At 40.7% G+C, this 21,986-nt stretch carries 22 protein-coding genes; 7 read left to right on the top strand and 15 right to left on the bottom strand.

Going from position 1 to position 21,986, the window contains the following annotated elements; genetic code table 11:
• Window positions 1–10 precede the first annotated feature (10 nt).
• Entirely contained in the window at window positions 11–1,066 is a 1,056-nt protein-coding gene (locus L1266_RS15205; RefSeq protein ID WP_187489766.1) for a hypothetical protein, read from the top strand.
• A gap of 14 nt (window positions 1,067–1,080) precedes the next feature.
• Here L1266_RS15205 and L1266_RS15200 read toward each other — a convergent pair whose 3' ends face one another.
• The gene (locus L1266_RS15200; protein WP_130151675.1) at window positions 1,081–1,326 is read right to left on the bottom strand and encodes a hypothetical protein; all 246 of its coding nucleotides are present in this window, start codon (window positions 1,324–1,326) and stop codon (window positions 1,081–1,083) included.
• Window positions 1,327–1,603: 277 nt separating this feature from the next.
• Between L1266_RS15200 and L1266_RS15195 the strand changes: the two genes are divergently transcribed.
• A complete protein-coding gene (locus tag L1266_RS15195) occupies window positions 1,604–1,795 on the top strand; it encodes a hypothetical protein (RefSeq protein WP_138599271.1) in 192 nt (63 codons plus the stop codon).
• A 55-nt stretch (window positions 1,796–1,850) separates the two neighbouring features.
• On the top strand, window positions 1,851–2,744 hold the full coding sequence (locus L1266_RS15190) for a TraB/GumN family protein (protein ID WP_235377829.1): 894 nt from the start codon (window positions 1,851–1,853) through the stop codon (window positions 2,742–2,744).
• A gap of 132 nt (window positions 2,745–2,876) precedes the next feature.
• Here the strand turns inward: L1266_RS15190 and trpS are convergent, their stop codons facing one another.
• From trpS to rpe, 3 genes are read right to left on the bottom strand one after another with little or no spacing between them, the layout of a single operon-like run.
• Window positions 2,877–3,881 (bottom strand): tryptophan--tRNA ligase, encoded by a 1,005-nt coding sequence (trpS, locus tag L1266_RS15185; RefSeq protein WP_054552798.1) that lies wholly within the window; start codon window positions 3,879–3,881, stop codon window positions 2,877–2,879.
• A 50-nt stretch (window positions 3,882–3,931) separates the two neighbouring features.
• Window positions 3,932–4,597: a phosphoglycolate phosphatase gene (locus tag L1266_RS15180; protein ID WP_138616150.1), complete on the bottom strand. Its 666-nt coding sequence runs from the start codon at window positions 4,595–4,597 to the stop codon at window positions 3,932–3,934.
• Window positions 4,594–5,280, bottom strand: a complete 687-nt coding sequence (gene rpe / locus L1266_RS15175; protein ID WP_138599274.1) for a ribulose-phosphate 3-epimerase — start codon at window positions 5,278–5,280, stop codon at window positions 4,594–4,596. The genes L1266_RS15180 and rpe overlap by 4 nt, the downstream gene beginning before the upstream one ends.
• Window positions 5,281–5,613: 333 nt before the next feature.
• Here rpe and L1266_RS15170 point away from each other — a divergent pair, with 333 nt between their 5' ends.
• Together L1266_RS15170 and L1266_RS15165 are read left to right on the top strand one after the other, a co-directional pair.
• Window positions 5,614–5,910 (top strand): hypothetical protein, encoded by a 297-nt coding sequence (locus L1266_RS15170; RefSeq protein ID WP_054552801.1) that lies wholly within the window; start codon window positions 5,614–5,616, stop codon window positions 5,908–5,910.
• Between the two features lie 5 nt (window positions 5,911–5,915).
• On the top strand, window positions 5,916–6,101 hold the full coding sequence (locus tag L1266_RS15165) for a DUF2970 domain-containing protein (protein ID WP_054552802.1): 186 nt from the start codon (window positions 5,916–5,918) through the stop codon (window positions 6,099–6,101).
• Here the strand turns inward: L1266_RS15165 and L1266_RS15160 are convergent.
• The 9 genes from L1266_RS15160 to L1266_RS15120 form a co-directional block, all read right to left on the bottom strand.
• Window positions 6,073–6,915 carry a Dam family site-specific DNA-(adenine-N6)-methyltransferase gene (locus L1266_RS15160; protein ID WP_138616147.1) on the bottom strand — a complete coding sequence of 281 codons (843 nt, stop codon included), beginning with the start codon at window positions 6,913–6,915 and terminating at the stop codon, window positions 6,073–6,075. The genes L1266_RS15165 and L1266_RS15160 overlap by 29 nt on opposite strands.
• Before the next feature lie 53 nt (window positions 6,916–6,968).
• Complete coding sequence (locus L1266_RS15155) at window positions 6,969–8,369, bottom strand: AAA family ATPase (RefSeq protein WP_235377828.1); 1,401 nt, start codon at window positions 8,367–8,369, stop codon at window positions 6,969–6,971.
• Complete coding sequence (gene aroB / locus L1266_RS15150) at window positions 8,369–9,439, bottom strand: 3-dehydroquinate synthase (RefSeq protein WP_166338722.1); 1,071 nt, start codon at window positions 9,437–9,439, stop codon at window positions 8,369–8,371. The genes L1266_RS15155 and aroB overlap by 1 nt, the downstream gene beginning before the upstream one ends.
• A 27-nt stretch (window positions 9,440–9,466) precedes the next feature.
• Window positions 9,467–9,985 (bottom strand): shikimate kinase AroK, encoded by a 519-nt coding sequence (gene aroK / locus L1266_RS15145; protein ID WP_036973192.1) that lies wholly within the window; start codon window positions 9,983–9,985, stop codon window positions 9,467–9,469.
• 179 nt (window positions 9,986–10,164) lie between these two features.
• Complete coding sequence (locus L1266_RS15140) at window positions 10,165–12,222, bottom strand: type IV pilus secretin PilQ (protein ID WP_371351972.1); 2,058 nt, start codon at window positions 12,220–12,222, stop codon at window positions 10,165–10,167.
• 22 nt (window positions 12,223–12,244) lie between these two features.
• Window positions 12,245–12,781, bottom strand: a complete 537-nt coding sequence (locus L1266_RS15135; RefSeq protein ID WP_054552806.1) for a pilus assembly protein PilP — start codon at window positions 12,779–12,781, stop codon at window positions 12,245–12,247.
• Window positions 12,778–13,383 carry a type 4a pilus biogenesis protein PilO gene (locus L1266_RS15130; protein ID WP_054552807.1) on the bottom strand — a complete coding sequence of 202 codons (606 nt, stop codon included), beginning with the start codon at window positions 13,381–13,383 and terminating at the stop codon, window positions 12,778–12,780. Before L1266_RS15130 ends, L1266_RS15135 begins: the two co-directional genes overlap by 4 nt.
• Window positions 13,373–13,945 (bottom strand): PilN domain-containing protein, encoded by a 573-nt coding sequence (locus L1266_RS15125; RefSeq protein WP_054552808.1) that lies wholly within the window; start codon window positions 13,943–13,945, stop codon window positions 13,373–13,375. The genes L1266_RS15130 and L1266_RS15125 overlap by 11 nt, the downstream gene beginning before the upstream one ends.
• Window positions 13,933–15,012: a pilus assembly protein PilM gene (locus L1266_RS15120; protein ID WP_235377827.1), complete on the bottom strand. Its 1,080-nt coding sequence runs from the start codon at window positions 15,010–15,012 to the stop codon at window positions 13,933–13,935. Before L1266_RS15120 ends, L1266_RS15125 begins: the two co-directional genes overlap by 13 nt.
• A 132-nt stretch (window positions 15,013–15,144) precedes the next feature.
• Between L1266_RS15120 and L1266_RS15115 the strand changes: the two genes are divergently transcribed.
• Entirely contained in the window at window positions 15,145–17,655 is a 2,511-nt protein-coding gene (locus L1266_RS15115) for a penicillin-binding protein 1A (protein ID WP_235377826.1), read from the top strand.
• 79 nt (window positions 17,656–17,734) lie between these two features.
• Here the strand turns inward: L1266_RS15115 and metL are convergent, their stop codons facing one another.
• Both metL and metB read right to left on the bottom strand, forming a co-directional pair.
• Window positions 17,735–20,080 carry a bifunctional aspartate kinase/homoserine dehydrogenase II gene (gene metL, locus L1266_RS15110; protein WP_235377825.1) on the bottom strand — a complete coding sequence of 782 codons (2,346 nt, stop codon included), beginning with the start codon at window positions 20,078–20,080 and terminating at the stop codon, window positions 17,735–17,737.
• A gap of 4 nt (window positions 20,081–20,084) precedes the next feature.
• Window positions 20,085–21,344, bottom strand: coding sequence for a cystathionine gamma-synthase (gene metB, locus L1266_RS15105; protein WP_235377824.1), 1,260 nt, complete (start codon window positions 21,342–21,344; stop codon window positions 20,085–20,087).
• Between the two features lie 224 nt (window positions 21,345–21,568).
• Here metB and metJ point away from each other — a divergent pair, with 224 nt between their 5' ends.
• A complete protein-coding gene (gene metJ, locus L1266_RS15100; protein ID WP_036973203.1) occupies window positions 21,569–21,889 on the top strand; it encodes a met regulon transcriptional regulator MetJ in 321 nt (106 codons plus the stop codon).
• Window positions 21,890–21,986 lie beyond the last annotated feature (97 nt).

Below are 21,986 nucleotides of genomic sequence, written 5' to 3'. Positions count from 1 at the left end.
AGGATATTGCGTGCGTAGGTATTTAAAAATTGCAAAATGGCGCGCTAATAAACAGTTTCAACAACAGCAACGTAGCTGGCAGCCTCATAAAACGAGACTGGTTGAACAGTTAAAAGCCATTTGGTTTAACTTAAGTACCGCGCAAAAGCTCTATCTTTTAGCATTAAGCAGCCTGATTGTTCTGCAATCGGGCTGGTTAAGTGCCACCATCACCATTATTGCGCTTGTTATTGAGTTTTGGCCCAAATTTAACCAACTTTGGCACTCGCTTGCCGGCAAAGCACTGATTTTAATCTTCTATGCCAGTATCGCTAATTTTGTGTTGGCTGGTGCAAGCGGCATAGTTAATGATGTAACTCATGTCTCAGCTAGTCACTTTAACTACACACATAACTTTGCCACCCTGTTATATTTACCACCTTGGGCAATGGGAATAACCCTAGGTACTTTATTGTTATTTCAACTTTTTTTACCTTTTTATATTTTTGTTTTATTGCTGATAAAGCCATTTGGCTCTGAGCGAGTTAAGTTTATTAGTCAAAGCTACTCACCATTATTAACTGCCATTGTACGCTTTGTTTTAGCGTCGGTAGTTTTTATTAACTTAATTTCATTTCTTGATGATAAGCCACCTGAAGAAGTGCTCGACAATATGGTCAGCACCTTTGTGGATAGTAAAGTCATTGCCAAGGAATCAGGTGAAGAACAGCAAAAAGCAGTCGAAGAACTTGGTGAAAAGCTCGAGCAACAACTTCCTGAAAATACACAAAGCTCAGCCCCAAGCCAAGACGTAGATATAGAAGTTGACGGCGAAACCGCTGAAAACCTTCGCCAATTTTTAGATACCAAAGGTTACTTTGAACGTAGCAAACGTTTAATTGCCATGTTTGCTTACAGCTTTGAAGCCGATAGTTATTCACGCTGTTTAAAAGCAGAAAACAGTAAAGCCGTTGAGCTGAATGATTATGAGATTGTGCAAGTAACCCCTGATCACCATGCTGAGTATGGCTATCGATTTGAAGTCATTGCGTGCGACTCGCCAGGCGTTACCCCAGTAGAAAAATAGCGCAGCAATCTATACTACTCACTTGGCTTACTGCGTTTTTCTCTTATGAAATGAAATATCGAAAGCCCAATAAAGCCAAAGCAAACTAAGGCGATTACTAAATTAGGTATAAAAATAAGTAACATAGCGGCATCATAGCCGATCTTTGCGAATGCAGCACAAAGGCTACCAATGATAAGCTCAGTTAAGATTAGCTCCCATTCTAATGAGCTATTCGCAGGTACAGTTTTAGCCGCATAATGTTTTACTTTAAAACCCATATCAAAACCTCCAAGTTCCTATTTGCTGCATCCAAACTATCATCAAAAGACAAAACCGCAAAAATTAAATGGTTTAAAACCTTATTTCCTCTCATAAGAATTAAATTTAAACCATTGAAAATATTCAAATTAATATTTTCAAACCTTATATATAAATTGCTTAGAACTAGATAAGCGACTCTAGCAGCTTTCCTCGCTATTGTAGTTTCCATCAACGGGCTACCAACCAATTTTGCTTCGCTGATAAAACTAATCAACCAATTAAAGGAATTAAATTATGGCTAACTCAGTCTTAAAAATGATGTCACTTTTAGCGGTCACTGCAATCATTATTACATCAACGAATACCTTACTTAATGCTCAAGGTACTCAAAAGCTAAACAAGCAATTAGAGACCTCTATCGAAGCATCTATTGAGCAAATGAACAATAAAATTGATCAGCAAATTGAGCAACAACTGAATAAGTAATACTTGGCTTGCTCAGCATGCTGAGCAAGCTTCTTTAAATTAACAGGCTTAAATAATGAAAACACTAACTCGACACTTGCTAATCTCATCAATTGCTGCGACAGGCCTATTAATAAGTGGTTTTAGCACTGCAAAAAGTGCCGTATGGAAAGTTAGTAAAGGTGATGAATTTATATATGTTGCTGGTTCAATCCACATTTTGCCGCCCAAGGAACTCCCCCTTCCTGATGAATTTAATCAAGCGTATAAACAGGCTGATATCTTAGTACTTGAAACTGATGTACCTGCACCAAGCGATAGCTCAGCACAACTCACTATGCTTAAAACTCTTAGTTATCAAGCTGGCGAAACACTGAGTAGCAAGTTATCAGCAAAGGTGAAACAGCAACTAGAAGAACAACTTGCCCAGTATGATATGAAACTCAGCGAACTCGATAGCTTTCGCCCCTTTATGTTAAGCGTGCTAATCATGTCGCTAGAACTTCAAAAGCAACAACTTATGGGTGAAGGTGTTGATAGTTACTTCGCGAAATTGGCTAAGCGAGATAAAAAAGAAGTCGCTTATCTAGAGACCGTGGCTTTTCAATTAGACCTGTTTAAACAAGTAGGTAGCCAAGACGAAAATGCCTTTATTGAGTCACTATTAACGCAAATTTCTAGTTACCAAGCACTGTACATCGCAATGCTTAATGCATGGAAAAATGGCGATATGCAAGCAATAGATGAACTTACTCTTATGCCTTTACAAGAACATGACCCTAATACTTACCAAATGTTGATCAAGCAACGAAATCTAACTTGGCTTGGTCACATTGAAAATTATTTTACTAATTCGCAAAAAGAGTTACTGCTCGTTGGCACAGCCCACTTAGCTGGTGAAGATAGCTTGTTAGGCTTATTAAAAAATAAAGGTTATGTAATTAAACAATTGAACACAGGTGAGAAATAAAAAATGGAAAAAACAGACAAAACCGCTGCTGCACTTATCTGTTTATTTACAGTATTAATGGCGCTTAGCTTTTAATAGCTAAAAAAATACCGCTATCAAGCGGTATTTTTATTTCAATAATTTATCACAAGCTTACGGGCGAGGGATAAAACCTACCGCATCGTAGACTGCTTTTAATGTTTTTTCAGCGCGGATACTCGCTTTTTCAGCACCTGATTTCATAATGCTATCAAGTAATGACTGATCTTCGCGAATTTCTTTAAAGCGTGCTTGAATTGGCTCAATCATATTAACGACCGCTGCTGCAGTGTCTTTTTTCAGGTGACCATACATTTTGTCTTCATATTCAGGCACTAAGTCTTCAATTGAGCGCTTAGTGGCCACTGATAATAAAGTAAGTAGGTTTGATACACCTGGTTTTTCTTCACGATCAAAGTAGATACGAGCTTGCTCGTCTGAATCGGTTACTGCTTTTTTCAGTTTCTTTTCAATCTTCTTCGGCTCATCTAATAACATAATGTAACCGTTTGGATTTTCATCTGATTTAGACATTTTCTTGAGCGGATCTTGTAAACTCATTACACGTGCGCCGAACTCAGGAATGTATGGCTCTGGTAGTTTGAACACGTCACCGTATAGGTTATTGAAACGTGTTGCAATATCACGAGTTAACTCAAGGTGTTGTTTTTGATCTTCACCCACTGGCACTTGATCCGCTTGGTATAGCAAGATATCAGCTGCTTGCAGCACTGGGTAAGAGAATAAACCCACATTAACGTTATTAGCATGCTTAGAAGACTTATCTTTAAACTGCGTCATACGGTTAAGCTCACCCATTTGAGCGTAACAGTTTAAAACCCAACTAAGCTGTGCATGTTCTGGCACTTGAGATTGTACAAATAACGCCGCTTTTTCTGGGTCGATACCACATGCAGCATACAGCGCAATACCGTCAAGCACGCGCGAGCGTAGTTGCTCAGGATCTTGGCGTACAGTAATAGCGTGTAAATCAACTAACATAAAGAAACTTTCGTGGTCTTCCTGTAGCTTAAGCCACTGGTTAATAGCGCCAACATAGTTGCCTATTGTCATACCACCGGTTGGCTGAATGCCACTTAACACTACTGGTTTACTCATGATGTTCCTTTATATTTTTACTAAACTAAAAAGACGAATTTAAAATGCACTTACCTTTGGGTAAGAACGGGTATTATATCTAAGAAATTCTCGCAGAGGTACTCTGGATTGAAATCAACAAGGTTTTCACCTTGGTTATAGCCATAACTAAGCGCAACAACATCCACCTTAGCCGCTTTGGCAGCCAAAATATCACTTTTAGAGTCGCCTATCATAACCGCTTTGGCTGGGCTGACATCTAATTGCTGACAAGCAAATACTAAAGGCTCAGGTGATGGTTTCTTTGCCATATCATCACCACATACAATCAACTGAAAATGACTAGTCAGTGACAGTTTATCAAGTAGCTTTTCGGTAAAACGACGAGCCTTATTGGTGATCACCACTTTAGGAATACCAGCAAGGGCAGCAAGCCCGGTTTCTACATGTTGATAAAGCGCACTGTAATCGCCTACAACTTGGTCATAGTGCTGATAAAACAAATTAATTGCACGCTCAGCAAGGGCTTCATCTAAATGCTCACTGATTTGCATATCGCCACTCAAACCACGCTTTACAAGCGTTTCTATGCCATTACCTACCCAGCTTTCAACTAGCTTTTGTGTCACAATCGGAAATGCTAGATCAGTTAGGGTCAGGTTCATCGCAATGTATAAATCATAAACACTGTCGACTAAGGTGCCATCTAAATCGAAAAATGCCGCATCGTATTTCATGGCTCAACCTTTGCAAGCTCGTTACGCATCGCATCGATAACCGCTTTGTAATCTGGTTGATTGAAAATCGCCGAGCCTGAAACAAACATATCAGCGCCCGCTTCGGCAATTTCAGCAATGTTATCAACACCAACGCCACCATCAACTTCTAAACGAATTTTGCGACCTGAATCATCAATAATTTTACGCGCTTGGCGAAGCTTTTCGAGGGTATGAGGAATAAAGCTTTGGCCGCCAAAACCAGGGTTAACCGACATTAATAGCACCACATCAACTTTATCGAGCACATGCTCAAGGTAGCTAAGGCTGGTTGCAGGATTAAATACAAGCCCTGCTTGGCAACCACTGTCTTTTATGAGTTGCAAGGTACGGTCAATATGCTCACTGGCTTCTGGGTGAAAGCTGATGATAGAAGCGCCCGCTTCAGCGAAGTCGGGAATTAGACGATCGACAGGCTTTACCATAAGGTGCACATCAATCGGGGCTGTAATGCCGTAATCGCGCAGTGCTTTACAAATCATCGGACCAAAAGTTAGGTTTGGCACATAATGGTTATCCATCACATCAAAATGTACAACATCTGCTCCACTTGCTAGTACACGATCAACATCTTCACCTAAACGGGCAAAGTCGGCTGATAAAATAGAAGGGGCAATTAAATACTTTTGTAATGTTTCCAACATGAGAGATTCCATCAAAATTTGCGACTGCAAGAAGAGCGCATAATGTAACCCAATCGACTGCTGATTTAAACACCGCAGCTGATTGTTAAAGGGCGATTGCTTTAAGCTAATCCTTTTAGCCTATTGAATTAGTGTTATTTTAGTCAAAATTTGAGCAATAACTCTATTAAAAAGCCATCTACAACACAATAAAATGAAACAAATAATAAACATTAAATTTACTTTAAAGAGCTAATTTTATTAAATTTTTATTTAATTCAGCGATAATTAAGTTTGTTATTTGAGCAATTGTTATGTATGCTTGTTTAAGTAACACAAACAAGGGTTATTCTCATGCGTGCTTTTAAAATAGGGATCTTAATCGCGTCCGCACTTACGGTTGCTGCGTTTGTATCTTTTTCATCTGCTGATGAAGACGACTTTTTAGCAGCGGCGTCTGGTTGCTCATGCAACACGCTTAACGCATCATCATCTTCTGCTCAATGTATGAAAGCAGAACAAGAAACAGGATGGTTTTCTTGGTTAACGGGTGATAGCCGCAGTGCTCAGTTCCATTATCTTGATTTACTTGAGTTATTAACAAGTAGTGAAGAGTCAAAGAAAGTTAGCGGTTTAGGTTCTAAGTTCTAAATCGTATGAACAAATTCATGAGTGCATTACAAAGTGTCTTTGCGGCATTTTTTGGTGTGCAATCAGAAAATAAGCGTCAAGCTGACTTCAAAGAGCACTCGCTCAGTACTATCATCGTCATTGCCCTGATTTTTTTCAGTCTATTTGTAGCAGCGATTTATTTCACGGTTTCTTTGGTGCTAAATACATAGCCATTAGCTCGTTCACTTTATTGCGTGAACCGCCCTTGGGGCTAATCGTGCGTTTTACCTGAATCTCATCTAATGATGCTTGGCTGTAGATTTTACGCGTCCACACTGTATCGTGGTTAGAAATAAGTACCGGCGTGTTATTTTCGAATGCGGCTTGCTCAGCTAAATTCGCCAAGTTTGCTTGGTCATCTAAATTGAAACCGCCTTTAGCGTAAGAAGTAAATGAAGCTGTTTTACTCAAAGGCACATAAGGTGGATCGCAATATACAACCGCATTATTAGGAATAAGCTTAAATACCTTGTCATAACCTAAGCAAGTAAAGGTTGCTTGCTGAGCTTTTTCAGCAAAGAAATGCATTTCTTTTTCAGGGAAATACGGGCGCTTATATTTACCAAAAGGAACATTAAAAATACCTTTTAGATTATAGCGACACAACCCGTTATAGCCATGGCGATTCATGTATAAAAATAAAATCGCACGCTCATACACATCACTGCTTTGATTAAACTGAACACGATATTCGTAATAGGCTTCGGGGTGGTTATTAAGCTCTACAAACAACTTTTTAGCGTCGCTAATAAACTCATCGGGCGTGCGCTTAAGCTCAGTGTAAAGATTGATCAGATCCGCATTTATATCATTTAAAATATAATGCTTAAAATCAGTATTAAGGAATACAGAGCCAGCACCAACGAAAGGTTCAACTAAGGTGTCAGCATCCATACTCGCTTGCTTCAAGCGGGTACGAATATCTTCAACTAGGCTGTATTTTCCACCTGCCCATTTAAGGAAGGCTCTGGTCTTTTGCTGCATCTGCTCTTAACTTCAATTCGGTGTTGCGCGATTTTACACTAATCAGCTTTAATTTACTGATTTAGTGAAGCGATTTCTTGTTTAATTTTACTTATTTTTTTATAAAACGGCTGATTTTTACGCACATTATCAGAAAGTGTTGTTACGCCCTTCTTAGCATCATTCAGTGTGGTGTAACTATCATAAGTTACAATCCACCACGGCTTACCACTCCGTAAGCTTTGGTAAGTATTTACTTGCCCTTGCAAGCCATTTTCAGTAATAAACTTATCGCTAATCTCTTTTTTAGTCACCGCAAGTAATTGGATTACAAAATTGTCATCTGGCTGAGATAAATACCACGCATTTCCTACTAATGGCAGCTCTGGCTCAATGGCAGACTCGGTTTGCTCAGCATCGTTGATGACGGCAGCTATAACTTCATCTGTCGTTGGTTGCTCAGTCTCTTGTGTTATTCGCTCTGCTGGCAAAAGGCTATCAACAATCGCAGCCACGTTATTGTTATGACTTTCATTCTCACGGTTTTCTATTGCAGAGTTATCAACTGGCACCTTAGCTGCCTGAGTTGTGTTGTCCTCATCATTAGTAGCAACTTGCTGCTCGGCTTGAAGATCGTCTTGAGCTTGTTCTAGAACTAGCTCTTTGCTTTCTACTCGAGCATTGATTACTGCTTCTGCAGGCAGTGCTGTTGCCACAGAGTTCGTTGTATCCTGCTGGTAATGCGCTTTCCACCACTCAGTCATATCAGCTTTATATAAAAAGCCAATGATCAGCACCATGGTCGTGATTAAGAGCAAAATTAAATAAAGCAGTTTATAGCTTTTTTCTGGTGCGCGAATGTCTGCAGTTTGTTGTTCAGGCTGCCAAGCAAGTAATAAAGCTGGGTTACCATGCGCTTCTTGTAAAAAGGTGCGAAAAACTGGGTCTTCTTCAACAGGGAGGTTATCGAAAAACCAACGCATGAGCTGTTTACTTTCACTTAAATTTAGCGACTCTAAGTGGATTTCAACTGCTTGACTAAACTGCCCTGCCGATTGTGATGCAATCAGTATGTATAACGTGCTCGGGCTTTGCTTGGCAAGGACTTCTAATTGCTGAATTAACTCTTCAGATAAATGACGCCCTCCATCAATGACCCATAAACAATCACCACAAGGCTGTTGTTTATAAAGTTGATAGAAGTTTTCAGACAAACTTAAAGCGTGATCAATTAGTGGGTTGCTAAAGCTTTGTTCTAACAGTTCAGTCATAAACTGTTGGTCGGTCATTTTTCCCGACAACTGAACAAACGCTTTATTAAAGTCGAGGTATTTATCCGTGATGAAGGTTTCTAATAAATAGCTTTTACCAAGGCCAGAAGGACCGAGTAAGCAAATTAGGTTTTGCCCATATTCAAACTGCAGAGCGATTCGATCAACTAGCGCAGCACGGCTAGGCAATATTTGCGATTGCATTAGCGCGCTATTAAATCACAAACCTGCTGATCAGTAACATCACTTACCAGCGCACATTGACCAAATTGGGTAGGTAGAATAAAGCGAATCGTGCCTTTTTTATTTTTCTTATCTTTACGCATGTGCGTTAAAAACTGCTCGCTGGTCATTTCTGCCGGAATATCGACAGGTAAATCATACTCAGCAATCAATTTAATAATGCGTTCAACTTCTGCTGCGTTTAAGTCATCACGGGTATGTGCAAGGCGTGCTGCCAGTACCATACCTGCCGCAACGGCTTCGCCATGTAGCCAATTACCATAGCCCATTTGCGCTTCAATTGCGTGGCCAAAGGTGTGCCCTAAGTTTAGTAATGCACGTAAACCAGCTTCTTTTTCATCTTGTGCAACAATCAAGGCTTTGATTTCACAACAGCGATAAATCACATGCTGTAAAGTTTGTTCATCAAGAGATTTAAGTTTAGTGATATTTTGCTCAAGGTAAGCAAATAACTCAGTGTCGTAAATAAGGCCATATTTAATCACTTCAGCCATGCCCGCTGCGAATTCACGCTCAGGCAAAGTATGTAGCGATTGCGTATCGATAAATACTGCTTGTGGTTGGTAAAACGCACCAATCATGTTTTTACCAAGTGGGTGGTTTACTGCCGTTTTACCGCCAACAGATGAATCGACTTGCGAAAGCAAAGTCGTTGGCACTTGAATAAAAGGCACGCCACGTTGATAACATGCAGCAACAAAACCAGTGAGATCACCCACCACACCGCCACCTAAGGCAATAAGGCAAGTATCGCGGCCACAGTTATGTTCAAGTAAGAATGCCGAAATCTTTTCAAACCACTCAAGTGATTTATATTGTTCGCCATCAGGGATGGTAAAAGATAACGGGTTTAGATCAGCCAACGACGTCATTACATTATCAAGATATAAAGGTGCAATGGTGTCGTTGGTGATAATGATAGGTCGACAGTCGCCGATGTGCTCGCGCAGCCGACCAGTCTCTTGAAGAGCAGATTGACCAATATAAATAGGATAACTTCGCTCGTCCAAATTAACTGTTAATTCAAGCATAGCTAGTTTCCTTTTTATTATTGGTTTTTAAAAATCTAATTTCTCGATGATTTGATTAGCAACAACTTTCGCGCTTTGCTCATCAGTGCGGACAACAAAATCAGCAACTTCTTTGTATAACGGTTCGCGTTCTTCAGCTAAGCGCTCTAGTACATCACGCGGTGCTTCTTCTGTTTGCAATAATGGGCGACGCTTGTCGCGCTGTGTGCGTGCAACTTGCTTTTCGATTGGTGTCTCAAGGTATACAACAATACCACGAGCAGAAAGCTTGTTACGTACTTCTTTACTGATCACAGAACCACCACCTGTTGCAAGAACGATACCTTGCATCTCAGTTAGGTCTGAAATTACAGTTTCTTCACGAAGTCGAAAGCCCTCTTCACCCTCAAGATCGAATACCCAAGCAATGTCTGCTCCAGTACGACGCTCGATCTCTTGATCTGAATCGAAAAATTCAAGGTGTAATTGGTCAGCAATGTGACGACCAATTGTGCTTTTGCCAGCCCCCATAGGGCCCACTAGAAATATATTACGTTTCTCAGCCATATCTTTTTAGTACAAACGAACTCTAAAATTTGAAATAAAACCCCGCCTAACGACCTGGCCCCAAAATTAAGGAGGGGATTATCTCAGTAATTGCTTGGGTATTTCAAGTCAATTAGCATAAAAAGCCAGATTACGAGCAATTAAAAATGCTAATCGCTCGTTGCTTAAGAAAAAATCACTTAATCAATTTGAATTTTAGGGGTTACGAAGATTAACAACTCTTTCTTCTCGTTAAATTCACTCGTGCTTTTAAACAGCACACCCAAATAAGGAATATCACCTAACAATGGTACTTTCTTAGTTGAATTAACAATTTGTTGTTGAAAAATACCACCAAGCACCACTGTTTGACCATTTTCTACTAATACTTGGGTTTGGATTTCTTGGGTATTGATCGCCACAGCAGAGCCTGTTGGCGTTTGTACCGTATCACCACGAGTATCTTGTGTAATTACTAAGTCTAAAATCACCTTGTTGTCAGGTGTGATATGAGGCGTTACTTCTAAGCTCAATACCGCTTTTTTGAACGTTACTGTTGTTGCACCACTTGATGCAGCTTCAACATACGGGATCTCTGTACCTTGCTCAATACGTGCTTTTTGTTGATTAGCCGTCGTGATGCGTGGGCTTGCGATAATTTCGCCGCGGTTTTCTTCTTCAAGCGCACTTAACTCTAAATCTAAAATAGTGCCATTGGCTAACTTAGCGACTTGCACACCAATACTACCCGCAGGGCTTGAAACCGGTAAATTGACATTTAAGCGATCAGAAATACTTGGAATATTATCGTAAGAGCCCGCACCAAACATGCCGCCAGCGCCTTCTAAAGAGCCAGAAATAGCACCATCGCTTCCTACGTCACTAATACCCCAACGAACCCCCAAGTCTTCTTGCACATTATCATTCACTGTCACCATACGTGATTCAATCACGACTTGCTTAACAGGAATGTCTAGGGTCTCAACCATACGACGCACACTTTCAATACTTTTTGCAGTGTCTTTGATCAGCAAAGTGTTCGTTCGTTTATCAACAGAAACACTTCCTCGCGCTGAGATAATGCTATTTGTGTCTGTTTTCAATAGGTCTGCAAACTCTTCAGCTTTTGCATAGTTAAGGCGAATATATTCGCTATAAAGCGGTTCTAAGTCTTCAACTTGCTGCTTAGCTTTAAGTTCTTTAGCTTCTCGGGCAGCCAACTCTTCAGAAGGGGCGACCATTAAAATAGAGCCATCCATGCGCTTATCTAAGCCTTTCACTTTCAATACTACGTCAAGCGCTTGATCCCAAGGGACTCCTTCTAGTCGTAAAGTAATATTGCCTGTAACAGAATCACTCGTTACTAAGTTAAATTCATTGTAACCTGCGATTATTTGCAGTACTGAACGCACGGGAATATCTTGGAAGTTTAACGTCATTGGACGTCCTTGATACTCAATACCCCCTTCAAGGTAAGCGCGTTGCGTATCATCTTTTTCGACAGTTAAAGTAAAAATATTCTCAATTTGCTGATGAGTGAATTTAAATGCAGCGTTTGGCTCAACCACGATACGTGTCATATTGCCTTCTTTAAACGTCTCAATATTGCTAACGACTGTGCCAAAGTCCATCACATCAAGCTGATAAAGTAGATCATCGAGAATATCAGTATGGTGGAACTCAGCAATAATTTTGCCACCACTTTCGTGAACATCTATAGCTGCTTGCGTATCTTGTAAAAATACTAACAGCCTTGCTTCGCCTTTTTCACCACGACGAAAATCTATCGACTGAACTGTATTTATATAATTATTGGCTGCTGAGAGTGGATCCGCTATTTCGTCTCCACTAATTGGGTTATCAGAAACATGCAGCGTTAGGATGTTATCTTTAGCGAACGTTTTATAGATTTTTAATTTATCTAACGATACAACGACCTTCAAACCATCAGCGGTCATGGTGCTTGTTACATGCTGAATACCTGCTTGGTTCACAGGTACATCACGCATTTCATTATCAACACCTACATTACTGAATAACATTTCGATGCGTGCTGGTGAGTTATACACCTGGACTTTTGGTTCGAATGTCAGTGCCTCATCAAACACAAGCTGTAGTTGTGTTTCGCCTTTCATTAATGGGTTATAACGCACATCATATAGTAAAGGTGCCGCAACTGCTGACTGCGCTATTAAAAAAGCAAGTGCAGCTAACATGAACTTATGCATGTTTTTAAACCAAGCCATTCCTTTATGCATATTTTTTTTACCTTTCATAAGATTAACTTGCACCATTTGTATCCGCCTCTAACATTTCTAGCTTTGTCAGACGCTCTTTCCAACAACCAGCCCCATCAGGGATTAATTCTAATAATTCTATGTAATTGTCGTGCACTTCTTTTATTTCACCATGATACAAACCAATGTAATTACCTACGGTTACGCGATAAAGCGTTTCATCTGCCGCTTTGATGAGTGCCCAAGTATTGCCAGCTCGGCCTATGGTACCTTTCATAAGCAAATTATCTAGTGGGTATTTCTCAAGAGGTTGGCGAACTCGATTTGGATCTGGATGAAGACAGTTCTTCACCTGCACAAGGTTATTTTGAATAATCTCAGGCTTCGGAGCAACAAATGGGCTGCGAAGTCTACCTGCACTGTATTCAAAATATTCAAATTGCGCTATCTGTGGGATCGGTTCAACTTTCGGCGTTGTGCTAGCTTTTACCTGATCGATAAACTCTTTTTGCTCAGCAGTATCATCATTACAAGCGGCTAACGCAAAGCTCATTAATATAACTAAGGAAAGCTTCTTCATTTTTTAGTGCCCCCCTCGTAACGATATGTTTTGGCTACAACACTAAAAGTAAGTTCGCCATTACCTAAAGTTTGAATTGTAAAATCATGCAAACTAACAATACGCGGTAATTGTGCTACTTTGCCGACGAATTCACCGAATTCATGGTAAGTACCCACCACCTCAATTTTTATCGGTAGCTCTGTATAAAATTCTTTTTCAATTTCAGGTAACCAACCAATTTTTAAGAAGGTTAAACCACTTGTCGTTCCAACATAAGATAAATCATCAAGCAACCCAGGTGTTTCATTCGAGGTAGGTAAGCGCTTCAATAGTTGAGAAAATTTCTCTTCCATTTCTACCATTTGTTGGCGATACAGTTCTAAGTTGCTCGCTAAAGCATATTTTTGCTTGTAAGTGTTACGCAACTCAGTTTCTTTTGCTACGGCACTGTGATAGCTGGCAATCTCATCAGACACCAATAGGCTATAACTAAAATACAACACGATTGCAGCTACAAAAGCACAACATAACGCTTTTACAGCAATGGGCCAATCACCCATGTTTTCGAGCTCTATTTCATTCCAATCTATTTCAGTTAACGATTTGATATCAAGGTTCATTACGCGCCTCACCTATCTGATCAAACGGTTTAACATAAAAATCCATATTAAAGTCACTTAATAGCCTTGATGTCTGCTCACCTGCAACAATGCCTTGCATTACTGGGCGCTCTAGTAAATAAGAACTTTGAACTTGACGTAGCATGGTCGATAAGCGGTTATTCGATTCGCTACGACCTGTTACATGAATTTGGTCACCACGGCGCTCCAACTTAGTCAAATAGACACCTGCAGGGACTATTTTCGCAACTTCATCCATGATTTGTGTACCTAAGTTACGACTACTTTGCAGCTCTTCAATTAAACGCATTCGTTGCTGTAAGTTTTCTTTCTTTTTATCAAGCTCATTAATTTCCCTAATACGTTGATTCAAAAGAGCGATCTCAGTATTTAAAAAGTTATTCTTTGCATCTTGGCCTTGACGAAGGCCGCTGTAAAAAGAGCTCAGTAGATACATACTGATAAAGCTGACAACAACAACAGAAAAAAGCACAGTTATAAATTTATTCTGTGAGTCTTTTCTTTGCTGTTCTCGCCAGGGCAGTAAATTTATATGTGGCATGATGAAAAGCTCCTTAATGCCAGTCCTGTGGCTATTGCAAACTGAGTTCGGTGACGCTGCAGCATATTCCGATCCACTTTTGCGGAGATTTCAATGTTTGCAAATGGCTCAGCAACCACCGTATGGATTCCCAATTCTTCAATTAAAAGCCTGTCAAGGCCATCAATCATAGCTGTGCCACCCGTTAGAACAATATAGTCAACTTGCTCTTTACCACTGGTTGTTAAGAACATTTGTACTGCGCGTCTTACTTGCTGCAATAGTGATGTTTGGAATGGCGCTAACACCTCAAAAGTATAATTTGGTGGTAAATCCCCAGTTGTTTTACCTATTTCAGCTTCATCAAAGCTCTTGTTGTAATATGCAACGATACTATTAGTATATTGATCGCCGCCAAATACTTGGTCACGGGTATAAATTGTTTCACCCTCTTGCACCACACTAACCAACATCAGAACAGCACCAATATCAACCACAGCGACACACTTATTGTAAGCATCGCTTGGCAACTGTTGATAGTAAACATCCATTACTCGGCTGAGGGCATAACTTTCTACATCGACCACTGCCGCTTTTAAGTTAGCTGTTTCAAGAGCACCTACACGAGCTTGCACACTTTCAGTTCGCGCTGCCGAAAGAAGTACATTAACTTTACTTGGATCCGCTTCGTTAATAGCCAGTTTTTCGAAATCGATATTAACTTCGTCGAGGGGGTAAGGAATTAAGCTGTCTGCTTCAATAGCAATTTGTGACTCAAGTTCAGCATCAGTTAATGATACATCCATAAAAATTACTTTTGTGATCACGGTTTGCCCAGACACTGCAACAGCAGCGCGTTGTACGGATTTAGGTATTTTTCTTTTTAATTTCGCGATAACATTACCTATTGCTTCTATGTCTTGAATAGAACGTTCAGACATAGCGCCTTTAGGCATAGGTTCAATAGCTAGTGCTTCAAGCCGCAAACCAGCGTCTGTCTCCTGCAATAACACTGCCTTTATACAGTGTGATCCGATGTCGATCCCTACCATCATAGATGAAGGCTTTTTAAATAGCTGACTTAGCATGTTTGCAACTTGGCCTTTGTTTTAATAATAAACAAGTTATAATTTTTATCTGAAAAAATATTATTCATTTTTTAATCAATATATACTAGCAGTCTCCGATTCTAATTGGGAGTCCATTTAGGGAAAATATAAGTGATTTTATTAAAGCGAACTTTACAATTTATTATCATCTGCTCATTCTTAGGACTAATCACTTTAGTTGGTCTATACTATTACGTTAAACCCGACATTCCTAGCGTTCAGGTTTTAAAAGACGTTCAGTTACAGACACCTATGCAAGTTTTCTCACGAGATGGCTTATTGATCAATCAATTTGGTGAAAAACGCCGCATTCCAGTAACAATAGATCAAATACCCCAACCATTAATCGATGCAATATTAGCAACAGAAGATAATCGCTTTTATGAACATATTGGCATTGATCCAATTGGTATAGTTCGCTCAGCCATTGTACTCATATCTACCGGTGAAAAGAAACAAGGCGCAAGTACGATAACCATGCAGCTTGCCCGTAACTTCTTCTTAACCCGAGAAAAAGCATATATCCGTAAAGTTAAAGAGATCTTCATAGCTCTTCACATTGAAAGTATTTTAACTAAGGACGAAATTCTCGAATTATACTTAAACAAAATCGAATTGGGTAATCGCGCCTTTGGTATTGGTGCAGCTGCGCAAGTTTACTATGGCAAAGATTTAAACGAGTTAACTTTAGCGCAAATGGCGATGATTGCAGGCCTACCTAAAGCACCTTCTGCACTTAACCCTATTCGTAACCCAGTTCGCGCAAAGGCACGTCGCAACGTTGTACTAGGCCGTATGTATACCGAAAAGTATATTACACAGAGTGAATACGAAGAGGCTATTAACGCACCTATTACTGCAAAATTTCACGGCGCAGAAATTGAAGTCTATGCCCCGTATATTTCAGAGATGGTTCGTGCTGAAATGGTAGCTCGTTATGGTCACGAGCGCGCCTATAATACTGGTTTTAAAGTTTACACCAGCGTTGACTCTAACATTCAACAGGCAGCTCAAGATGCGATTGTTGATAACCTACACGCTTACGATATGCGTCATGGCTTCCGTGGTGCTGCGGCTCAGTTATGGGACAGCGAAAATGAAAGCCCTCTTAGCCAAGAAGAGATCTTATCTAAATTAAAAGATGTCAAAGAATTTGGTCCGTTATTAGCAGGTGTTGTCACCAACGTCGCTGAACAATCAATTGATGTGCTATTAAAAAGCGGTGAACAAGTCACTGTTGAGTGGGATGGTCTAAAATGGGCGCGTAAATATATTACGCGTTACCGTCAAAGCTTTGCACCAAAAACAGCTACCGAAATTTTATCAGCGGGAGCGCAAATTTGGCTGCGTAAAAATGCAGATGAAAGCTATATCCTTAGCCAAGTACCAGAAGCATCGAGCGCACTTGTTTCACTTGATCCGCAAGATGGTCGTATTAAAGCGATTGTCGGTGGTTATAGCTTTGAACAAAGCCAATACAATCGCGCAGTTCAAGCAAAACGCCAAGTAGGCTCAAACATTAAGCCATTTATTTATTCAGCGGCACTTGAGAATGGCTATACGCTTGCTTCTATTTTGAATGATGCGCCAATTAATCAATGGGATAAAAGCCAAGGTGTGGCATGGCGCCCTAAGAACAGCCCAGCGGTTTATAATGGTCCTATACGTATTCGCAGAGCACTCGCACAATCGAAGAACGTAATCTCGGTGCGCCTATTACGTGGTGTTGGCCTTGAGCGTACAGCCGATCATTTGCTTAAGTTTGGCTTTTTGAATAACGATATTAACCGCAGTGAATCACTCGCACTCGGTAGCGCTTCAATCACTCCACTTGAACTAGCCCGCGGTATGAGTACATTCGCCAATGGCGGTCATTTGATAACCCCTTACTTTATCTCTGAGATTCAGGATTCGGCGGGTACTGTTTTATTTAAAACAGAGCCTGAACTTGCTTGTGATGCGCCTAAGCAAACTGTAACCCCTGAGTTTGCATCTCTTAACCAGAATCAACAGAGTTTTACTGAAGCAGAGATAACGAACACACCTCGCTGTGCGCCTCGTATCATTTCTAAGCAAAATGCATTTTTAATTTCGCAAGCTATGCACAGCGCAATTTGGGGTGGTGGCAGCTGGACTCACAAAACAGGCTGGAGTGGTACAGGTTGGCGTGCACAGGCGCTTGACCGTCGTGATTTAGCTGGTAAAACAGGTACCACTAATGATTCGGTAGATACTTGGTTTAGCGGCTTTAATCGCAATGTAATGACTTCGGTCTGGGTTGGTTTTGATAACCCTGGAAAAGCGCTAGGCCGCTCGACTTACAATAGTAACCTCGATAAATCGCAAATATCAGGTGCAGAATCCGGCGCTAAAACCGCGCAACCTGCATGGGTCGACTTTATGCGTGCAGCCCTTGATGGAATGCCAGAAGCACCTATTGAGCTTCCTGAAGGTTTAGTATCGGTTCGAATCGACTTAGCAACAGGTCTATTGAGTCACAAAAATGATTACACCAGTCGTTTTGAATACTTCATTAAAGGCACTGCACCAACTAAGTACGTACTCGATCAACCAACAGACGTATTTGAAGAAAAGCTCAGCACAGAGGAAGAGTTGTTCTAAATAACTAAGTTGCTATAAGACATAAAAAAGCGCCCTTGGGGCGCTTTTTGCTTAGCTATTTAAACTAAGATCAGCAAAATTACTTTAGGTTATTTACCAGCCAATATAGGTCTGAGTGCACCCCAGCGGCAGTGACTTCTTTACCCGCTCCTGGACCCTGGATCACCAATGCATTATCTGTATACCACTGTGAATTGATCACAAAGATGTTATCGCCCGGTTTAAGGCTTGCTAGTACATCATCTTTGCCAACATTGACTAAACCAACTTGAGCCTGAACCTTACCATCTACGAGTGTTATAGCACCGGTGTAGCGCACCACTTTATCTTCCGCCGCAGCTTGGGCTGCTTTTTCTGTCATGAATTCATCAAGTAGCTGTTTGTTTGCAAGGAAATCTTGCCAGCTTCCTGATGCAAGCTGTTCAGGCATCAGAGGTGTTAAAGCAATATCATCAAGCTCTAAATCAAGGCCTAAGTCACGCGCTAAAATTAGCAGTTTGCGCTGCATATCACGGCCAGATAAATCTTCACGAGGATCTGGCTCTGTATAGCCCATTTGCTGAGCTTGAAGCACTAAATCTGAAAACGGCACACTGCCATCATAACTGCTACATAACCAAGATAAAGTACCCGAGAATACCCCTTCAATGCGGTTAATGCTGTCTCCGCTATTTTGCAAATCAGCTAAAGCAAAGTTAATCGGTAAACCTGCACCCACACTGGTGTTATAACGCCACAGCAAGCTTCGCTCAGCCAAATTAGTGCGTAGGTTTTGATACCAACCATTCGCAGCAGTACCCGCATATTTGTTTGCACTGATCAAATGACAGTTAAGTTCAACAAAATCAGGATACAACTGGCTAAATGCCTCACTGGCAGTGATATCAATCACCACTTTGTGCTCATAATCTAGTTCATTGATACGTGCTAATAACTCAGCTTTGTCGTAGCTTTGCGCTTCGTTATGCCACTGCTCTTGCCATGTTTCAGTATTTAAACCACTGGCACTAAAAAGCATTTGTTTAGAGCGTAAAAGAGCAACTACTTTTACTTTGTACTGAGCAGATAAACGCGCAAACTGAGCTTGTAGTTGCGATAAGAACACTTCGCCCACATTACCAAGGCCAGCAACGATAATGGCCAACTCTTGACCTTTGTTTACCAGCTTGTCATGTAGAAGAGTTAAAACATCACTATCAATTGCCTGATCGTTTAAGATCAACACATAGTTATCGTCTTGTTGTACAAAACGAGGATGAATACTTTGCTCTTTTAAAAGCGCTGTGGCTTGCTCTGTTAGCGCAGATACATCAGCGGTTGGGGCAACCACTGCACAACCACTTAAATTAGACTCGACAATATTAGCACGGCCCGCTAAGTGGCTGACAACTTGGTGAGTGCTTTGACCTGGCACTAACAAGTAAGTATCGCCCTCTTTAGTAAAGTGGTGCAGGCTGTGTTGAATTAACTGACTAAGCTCACCGACTTCACCACTGCTTAGTTTATCAACCCGTAATAAATCGATGTTATCTAAGGTCGTAATAAAACGTTTTGCTTTACTATAACCTTCTTTTACTACCTCGGTTGGCGTTGCATCACAATCAAAGCTACTTCTTACCACTAATTTAATTTCTGAGTCTTTTAACGGCGACAAAGTTTTTGCATGCAATACTGGGTTACCTAAACGCGCTAATAAGTTAGCTTGTTCGCGGCATACCTTGGCGTACTTAACCGCATTTTTAACTTTACGAGGGTCAGTACTAAATACCCCTTGTGTATCTGTCCAGATAGACACTTGCTTGGCAAAAGTATAACTCGCTAACAAAGTGGCGCTGTAATCACTGCCATTACGGCCTAATGTCACCGTATTACCTTGGCAATCTGCAGCTATAAAACCCGTTACTACGTTGATATGTGTTCTGCTAATCACATCACTGCATTGCTGTTGGTTTTTTTGATGTAAAAGCTGACCATCATTTAGAGTAAATAACTGCCTTGCATCAACATCTTGCGAATCGACACCTAACTGATTTAGATAAGCGGCCAATAACCGCGCCGACCACACTTCACCATGAGCAAGTAAAGGGGCTTCAAGTAACTGCTGCTGACTAATTAATTCATTTAATACAGCAAGTTCATCTTTTAACTGTGCCAACGCCTGTTGTTTATTCTGCCCTATAAGTAGCTGCTCAATAAGCGCACGTTGATTGTTATCAATAAGCAATAGAATATCGCTAACAGCTTGGCTATCTTGCTGCTGGTAACTTTGCCAAAGCTTTACCAGGGTATCGGTTGTTTTACCCGATGCCGACACAACGACGCAATCGCCCTGCTCAGTATTAGCAAGAACGATGTTCGCTACCGCATGATAACGATCTGCCGAGCTTAAGCTTGAGCCACCAAATTTATGAACAATATTTACCATTTTTCTACCACAATGCCGTATGTGCTGGCGTTAACTTAAATGACGCGTTTTGTTGTGTATCTTGCTGTGCTTGCTTAGCTTCAGCTTTTGTAACTTGCACTCCTTGACCTGGCTTAACTAAATTGAAAACACGGTCTAAATCAGCAATGAGATCTTTTACGTCTTCAATGCCTACAGAAATACGGATCAAGGTATCGCCCACACCAGCTTCAAGACGCGCTTTAGGCTCCATGCCTGCGTGGGTCATTGTTGCAGGGTGACAAATCAAACTTTCTACCCCACCTAACGACTCAGCAAGGCTAAAGTCTTTAAGGCTTGTTAAAAACGCAGCAGCATCGTTGATGTCGCCTTTAATATCAAAGCTCACCATGCCACCAAAACCGCGTTGCTGTGCTTTAGCAAGCTCATGTTGTGGGTGAGAAGCAAGGCCAGGGTAATAAACTTGGCTCACATAAGGAGAGCTTTCTAAATACTCAGCAATGGCAAAGGCATTTTCTTGGTGCTGCTTTAGGCGTACATTTAAAGTACGTAAACCACGAAGCGTTAAGTAGCTGTCAAATGGTGCACCAGTAATACCGATATTATTCGCCCACCAAGCAAGCTCGTCGCCTAGCTCTTGCGTTGCAGCAATCACTGCACCGCCCACTACATCAGAGTGACCATTGATGTATTTAGTGGTTGAGTGCACAACAATATCAACACCAAACTCAATTGGGTTTTGTAATGCAGGTGATAAGAAGGTGTTATCAGCCGCAACCAAAGCACCACACTGCTTAGCAATACTAGTGATTGCTTTAATATCTGTTAAACGCAAGATTGGGTTACTTGGCGTTTCAATCCAAATCAACTTAGGTTTAATCGCTAAAATTTCTTGGAGATTTTCAGATTTAGTTAAATCCAAAACTTTTAGTTTTAACAGGCCACGCTTTTCAAGCGAGGTGAATAAACGATAACTACCGCCATAACAGTCATGTGGGATCACTAACGTGTCGTCACTGTTTAATAGCTGAGTGGCTAAATGCACAGCAGACATACCTGTTGCAGTGATAATACCTTTAGCACCACCTTCAAGTTCAGCTAAGGTTTCAGCTAAGATATCGCGATTTGGATTACCGCTGCGACCATAGTCATACTGGCGCTTAGTATCAAAATCAGCAAACGAATAGGTGGTTGATAAGTATAAAGGAGGCACAACCGCACCATGATGTTTATCGGCTTCAATGCCGTGACGAACAGCAATCGTCGCTTTATTTTTTTCGCTCATTTCATCACCTATTCTTTAATTGGATGTTTAGACGTCTAAAAGGTTAGATGATCAAATATGAGAAGTCAAAGCATTTATCGCTTACACATAGAAGTTTATACATTTACACCACTAGATGGCCAAATAACTAGTATTTGACTATCTTTTTTAAAGAGATAGAATTTCCGCATCTTGCGCTGTGAATAAGGCGTAAATCACTGACAACCGAGGCAACGAAACAACTTATGGCTAAATGGAACGGTGAATACATTCACCCATATGCAGAACACGGTAAAAAATCAGAACAAGTAAAAAAGATTACCGTATCAATCCCACTTAACGTATTAAAAGTATTAACTGACGAGCGTACACGCCGCCAGATCAATAACCTGCGTCATGCGACGAACAGTGAGTTATTGTGTGAAGCTTTCTTACATGCTTTTACAGGTCAACCATTACCAAATGATGACGACCTACGTAAAGACAACCCTGAAAAGGTACCTGAAGAAGTTAAAAGAATTATGCAAGAAATGGGATTAGATATCCCAGTGCTTGATTCAGAATAAGTATTTCGGCCATCGGATCACCGCCGATAATCGCAGATATAAAAAAACTCAGCCTAGGCTGAGTTTTTTATTGAGCGTTATACCTAAGGCTAATTAA

This window comes from Pseudoalteromonas sp. Cn5-37, from assembly GCF_021532495.1.
In the GTDB taxonomy this organism is placed as follows: domain Bacteria; phylum Pseudomonadota; class Gammaproteobacteria; order Enterobacterales; family Alteromonadaceae; genus Pseudoalteromonas; species Pseudoalteromonas simplex.
This window is presented reverse-complemented; position numbering and strand designations above follow the sequence as displayed.

Bases quoted from the DNA above. Each gene is read 5' to 3' on its own strand.
- trpS (WP_054552798.1), bottom strand. From the start codon at position 3,881: ATGAGTAAACCAGTAGTGTTAAGTGGCATTCAGCCAACCGGTGGTATG.
- L1266_RS15155 (WP_235377828.1), bottom strand. From the start codon at position 8,369: ATGCAATCGCAAATATTGCCTAGCCGTGCTGCGCTAGTTGATCGAATC.
- L1266_RS15165 (WP_054552802.1), top strand. From the start codon at position 5,916: ATGAACAAATTCATGAGTGCATTACAAAGTGTCTTTGCGGCATTTTTT.
- L1266_RS15190 (WP_235377829.1), top strand. From the start codon at position 1,851: ATGAAAACACTAACTCGACACTTGCTAATCTCATCAATTGCTGCGACA.
- aroK (WP_036973192.1), bottom strand. From the start codon at position 9,985: ATGGCTGAGAAACGTAATATATTTCTAGTGGGCCCTATGGGGGCTGGC.
- L1266_RS15130 (WP_054552807.1), bottom strand. From the start codon at position 13,383: ATGAACCTTGATATCAAATCGTTAACTGAAATAGATTGGAATGAAATA.
- L1266_RS15140 (WP_371351972.1), bottom strand. From the start codon at position 12,222: ATGCATAAAGGAATGGCTTGGTTTAAAAACATGCATAAGTTCATGTTA.
- metJ (WP_036973203.1), top strand. From the start codon at position 21,569: ATGGCTAAATGGAACGGTGAATACATTCACCCATATGCAGAACACGGT.
- L1266_RS15180 (WP_138616150.1), bottom strand. From the start codon at position 4,597: ATGAAATACGATGCGGCATTTTTCGATTTAGATGGCACCTTAGTCGAC.
- L1266_RS15125 (WP_054552808.1), bottom strand. From the start codon at position 13,945: ATGCCACATATAAATTTACTGCCCTGGCGAGAACAGCAAAGAAAAGAC.
- L1266_RS15120 (WP_235377827.1), bottom strand. From the start codon at position 15,012: ATGCTAAGTCAGCTATTTAAAAAGCCTTCATCTATGATGGTAGGGATC.
- L1266_RS15200 (WP_130151675.1), bottom strand. From the start codon at position 1,326: ATGGGTTTTAAAGTAAAACATTATGCGGCTAAAACTGTACCTGCGAAT.
- aroB (WP_166338722.1), bottom strand. From the start codon at position 9,439: ATGCTTGAATTAACAGTTAATTTGGACGAGCGAAGTTATCCTATTTAT.
- metL (WP_235377825.1), bottom strand. From the start codon at position 20,080: ATGGTAAATATTGTTCATAAATTTGGTGGCTCAAGCTTAAGCTCGGCA.
- L1266_RS15135 (WP_054552806.1), bottom strand. From the start codon at position 12,781: ATGAAGAAGCTTTCCTTAGTTATATTAATGAGCTTTGCGTTAGCCGCT.
- L1266_RS15160 (WP_138616147.1), bottom strand. From the start codon at position 6,915: ATGCAGCAAAAGACCAGAGCCTTCCTTAAATGGGCAGGTGGAAAATAC.
- metB (WP_235377824.1), bottom strand. From the start codon at position 21,344: ATGAGCGAAAAAAATAAAGCGACGATTGCTGTTCGTCACGGCATTGAA.
- L1266_RS15195 (WP_138599271.1), top strand. From the start codon at position 1,604: ATGGCTAACTCAGTCTTAAAAATGATGTCACTTTTAGCGGTCACTGCA.
- rpe (WP_138599274.1), bottom strand. From the start codon at position 5,280: ATGTTGGAAACATTACAAAAGTATTTAATTGCCCCTTCTATTTTATCA.
- L1266_RS15170 (WP_054552801.1), top strand. From the start codon at position 5,614: ATGCGTGCTTTTAAAATAGGGATCTTAATCGCGTCCGCACTTACGGTT.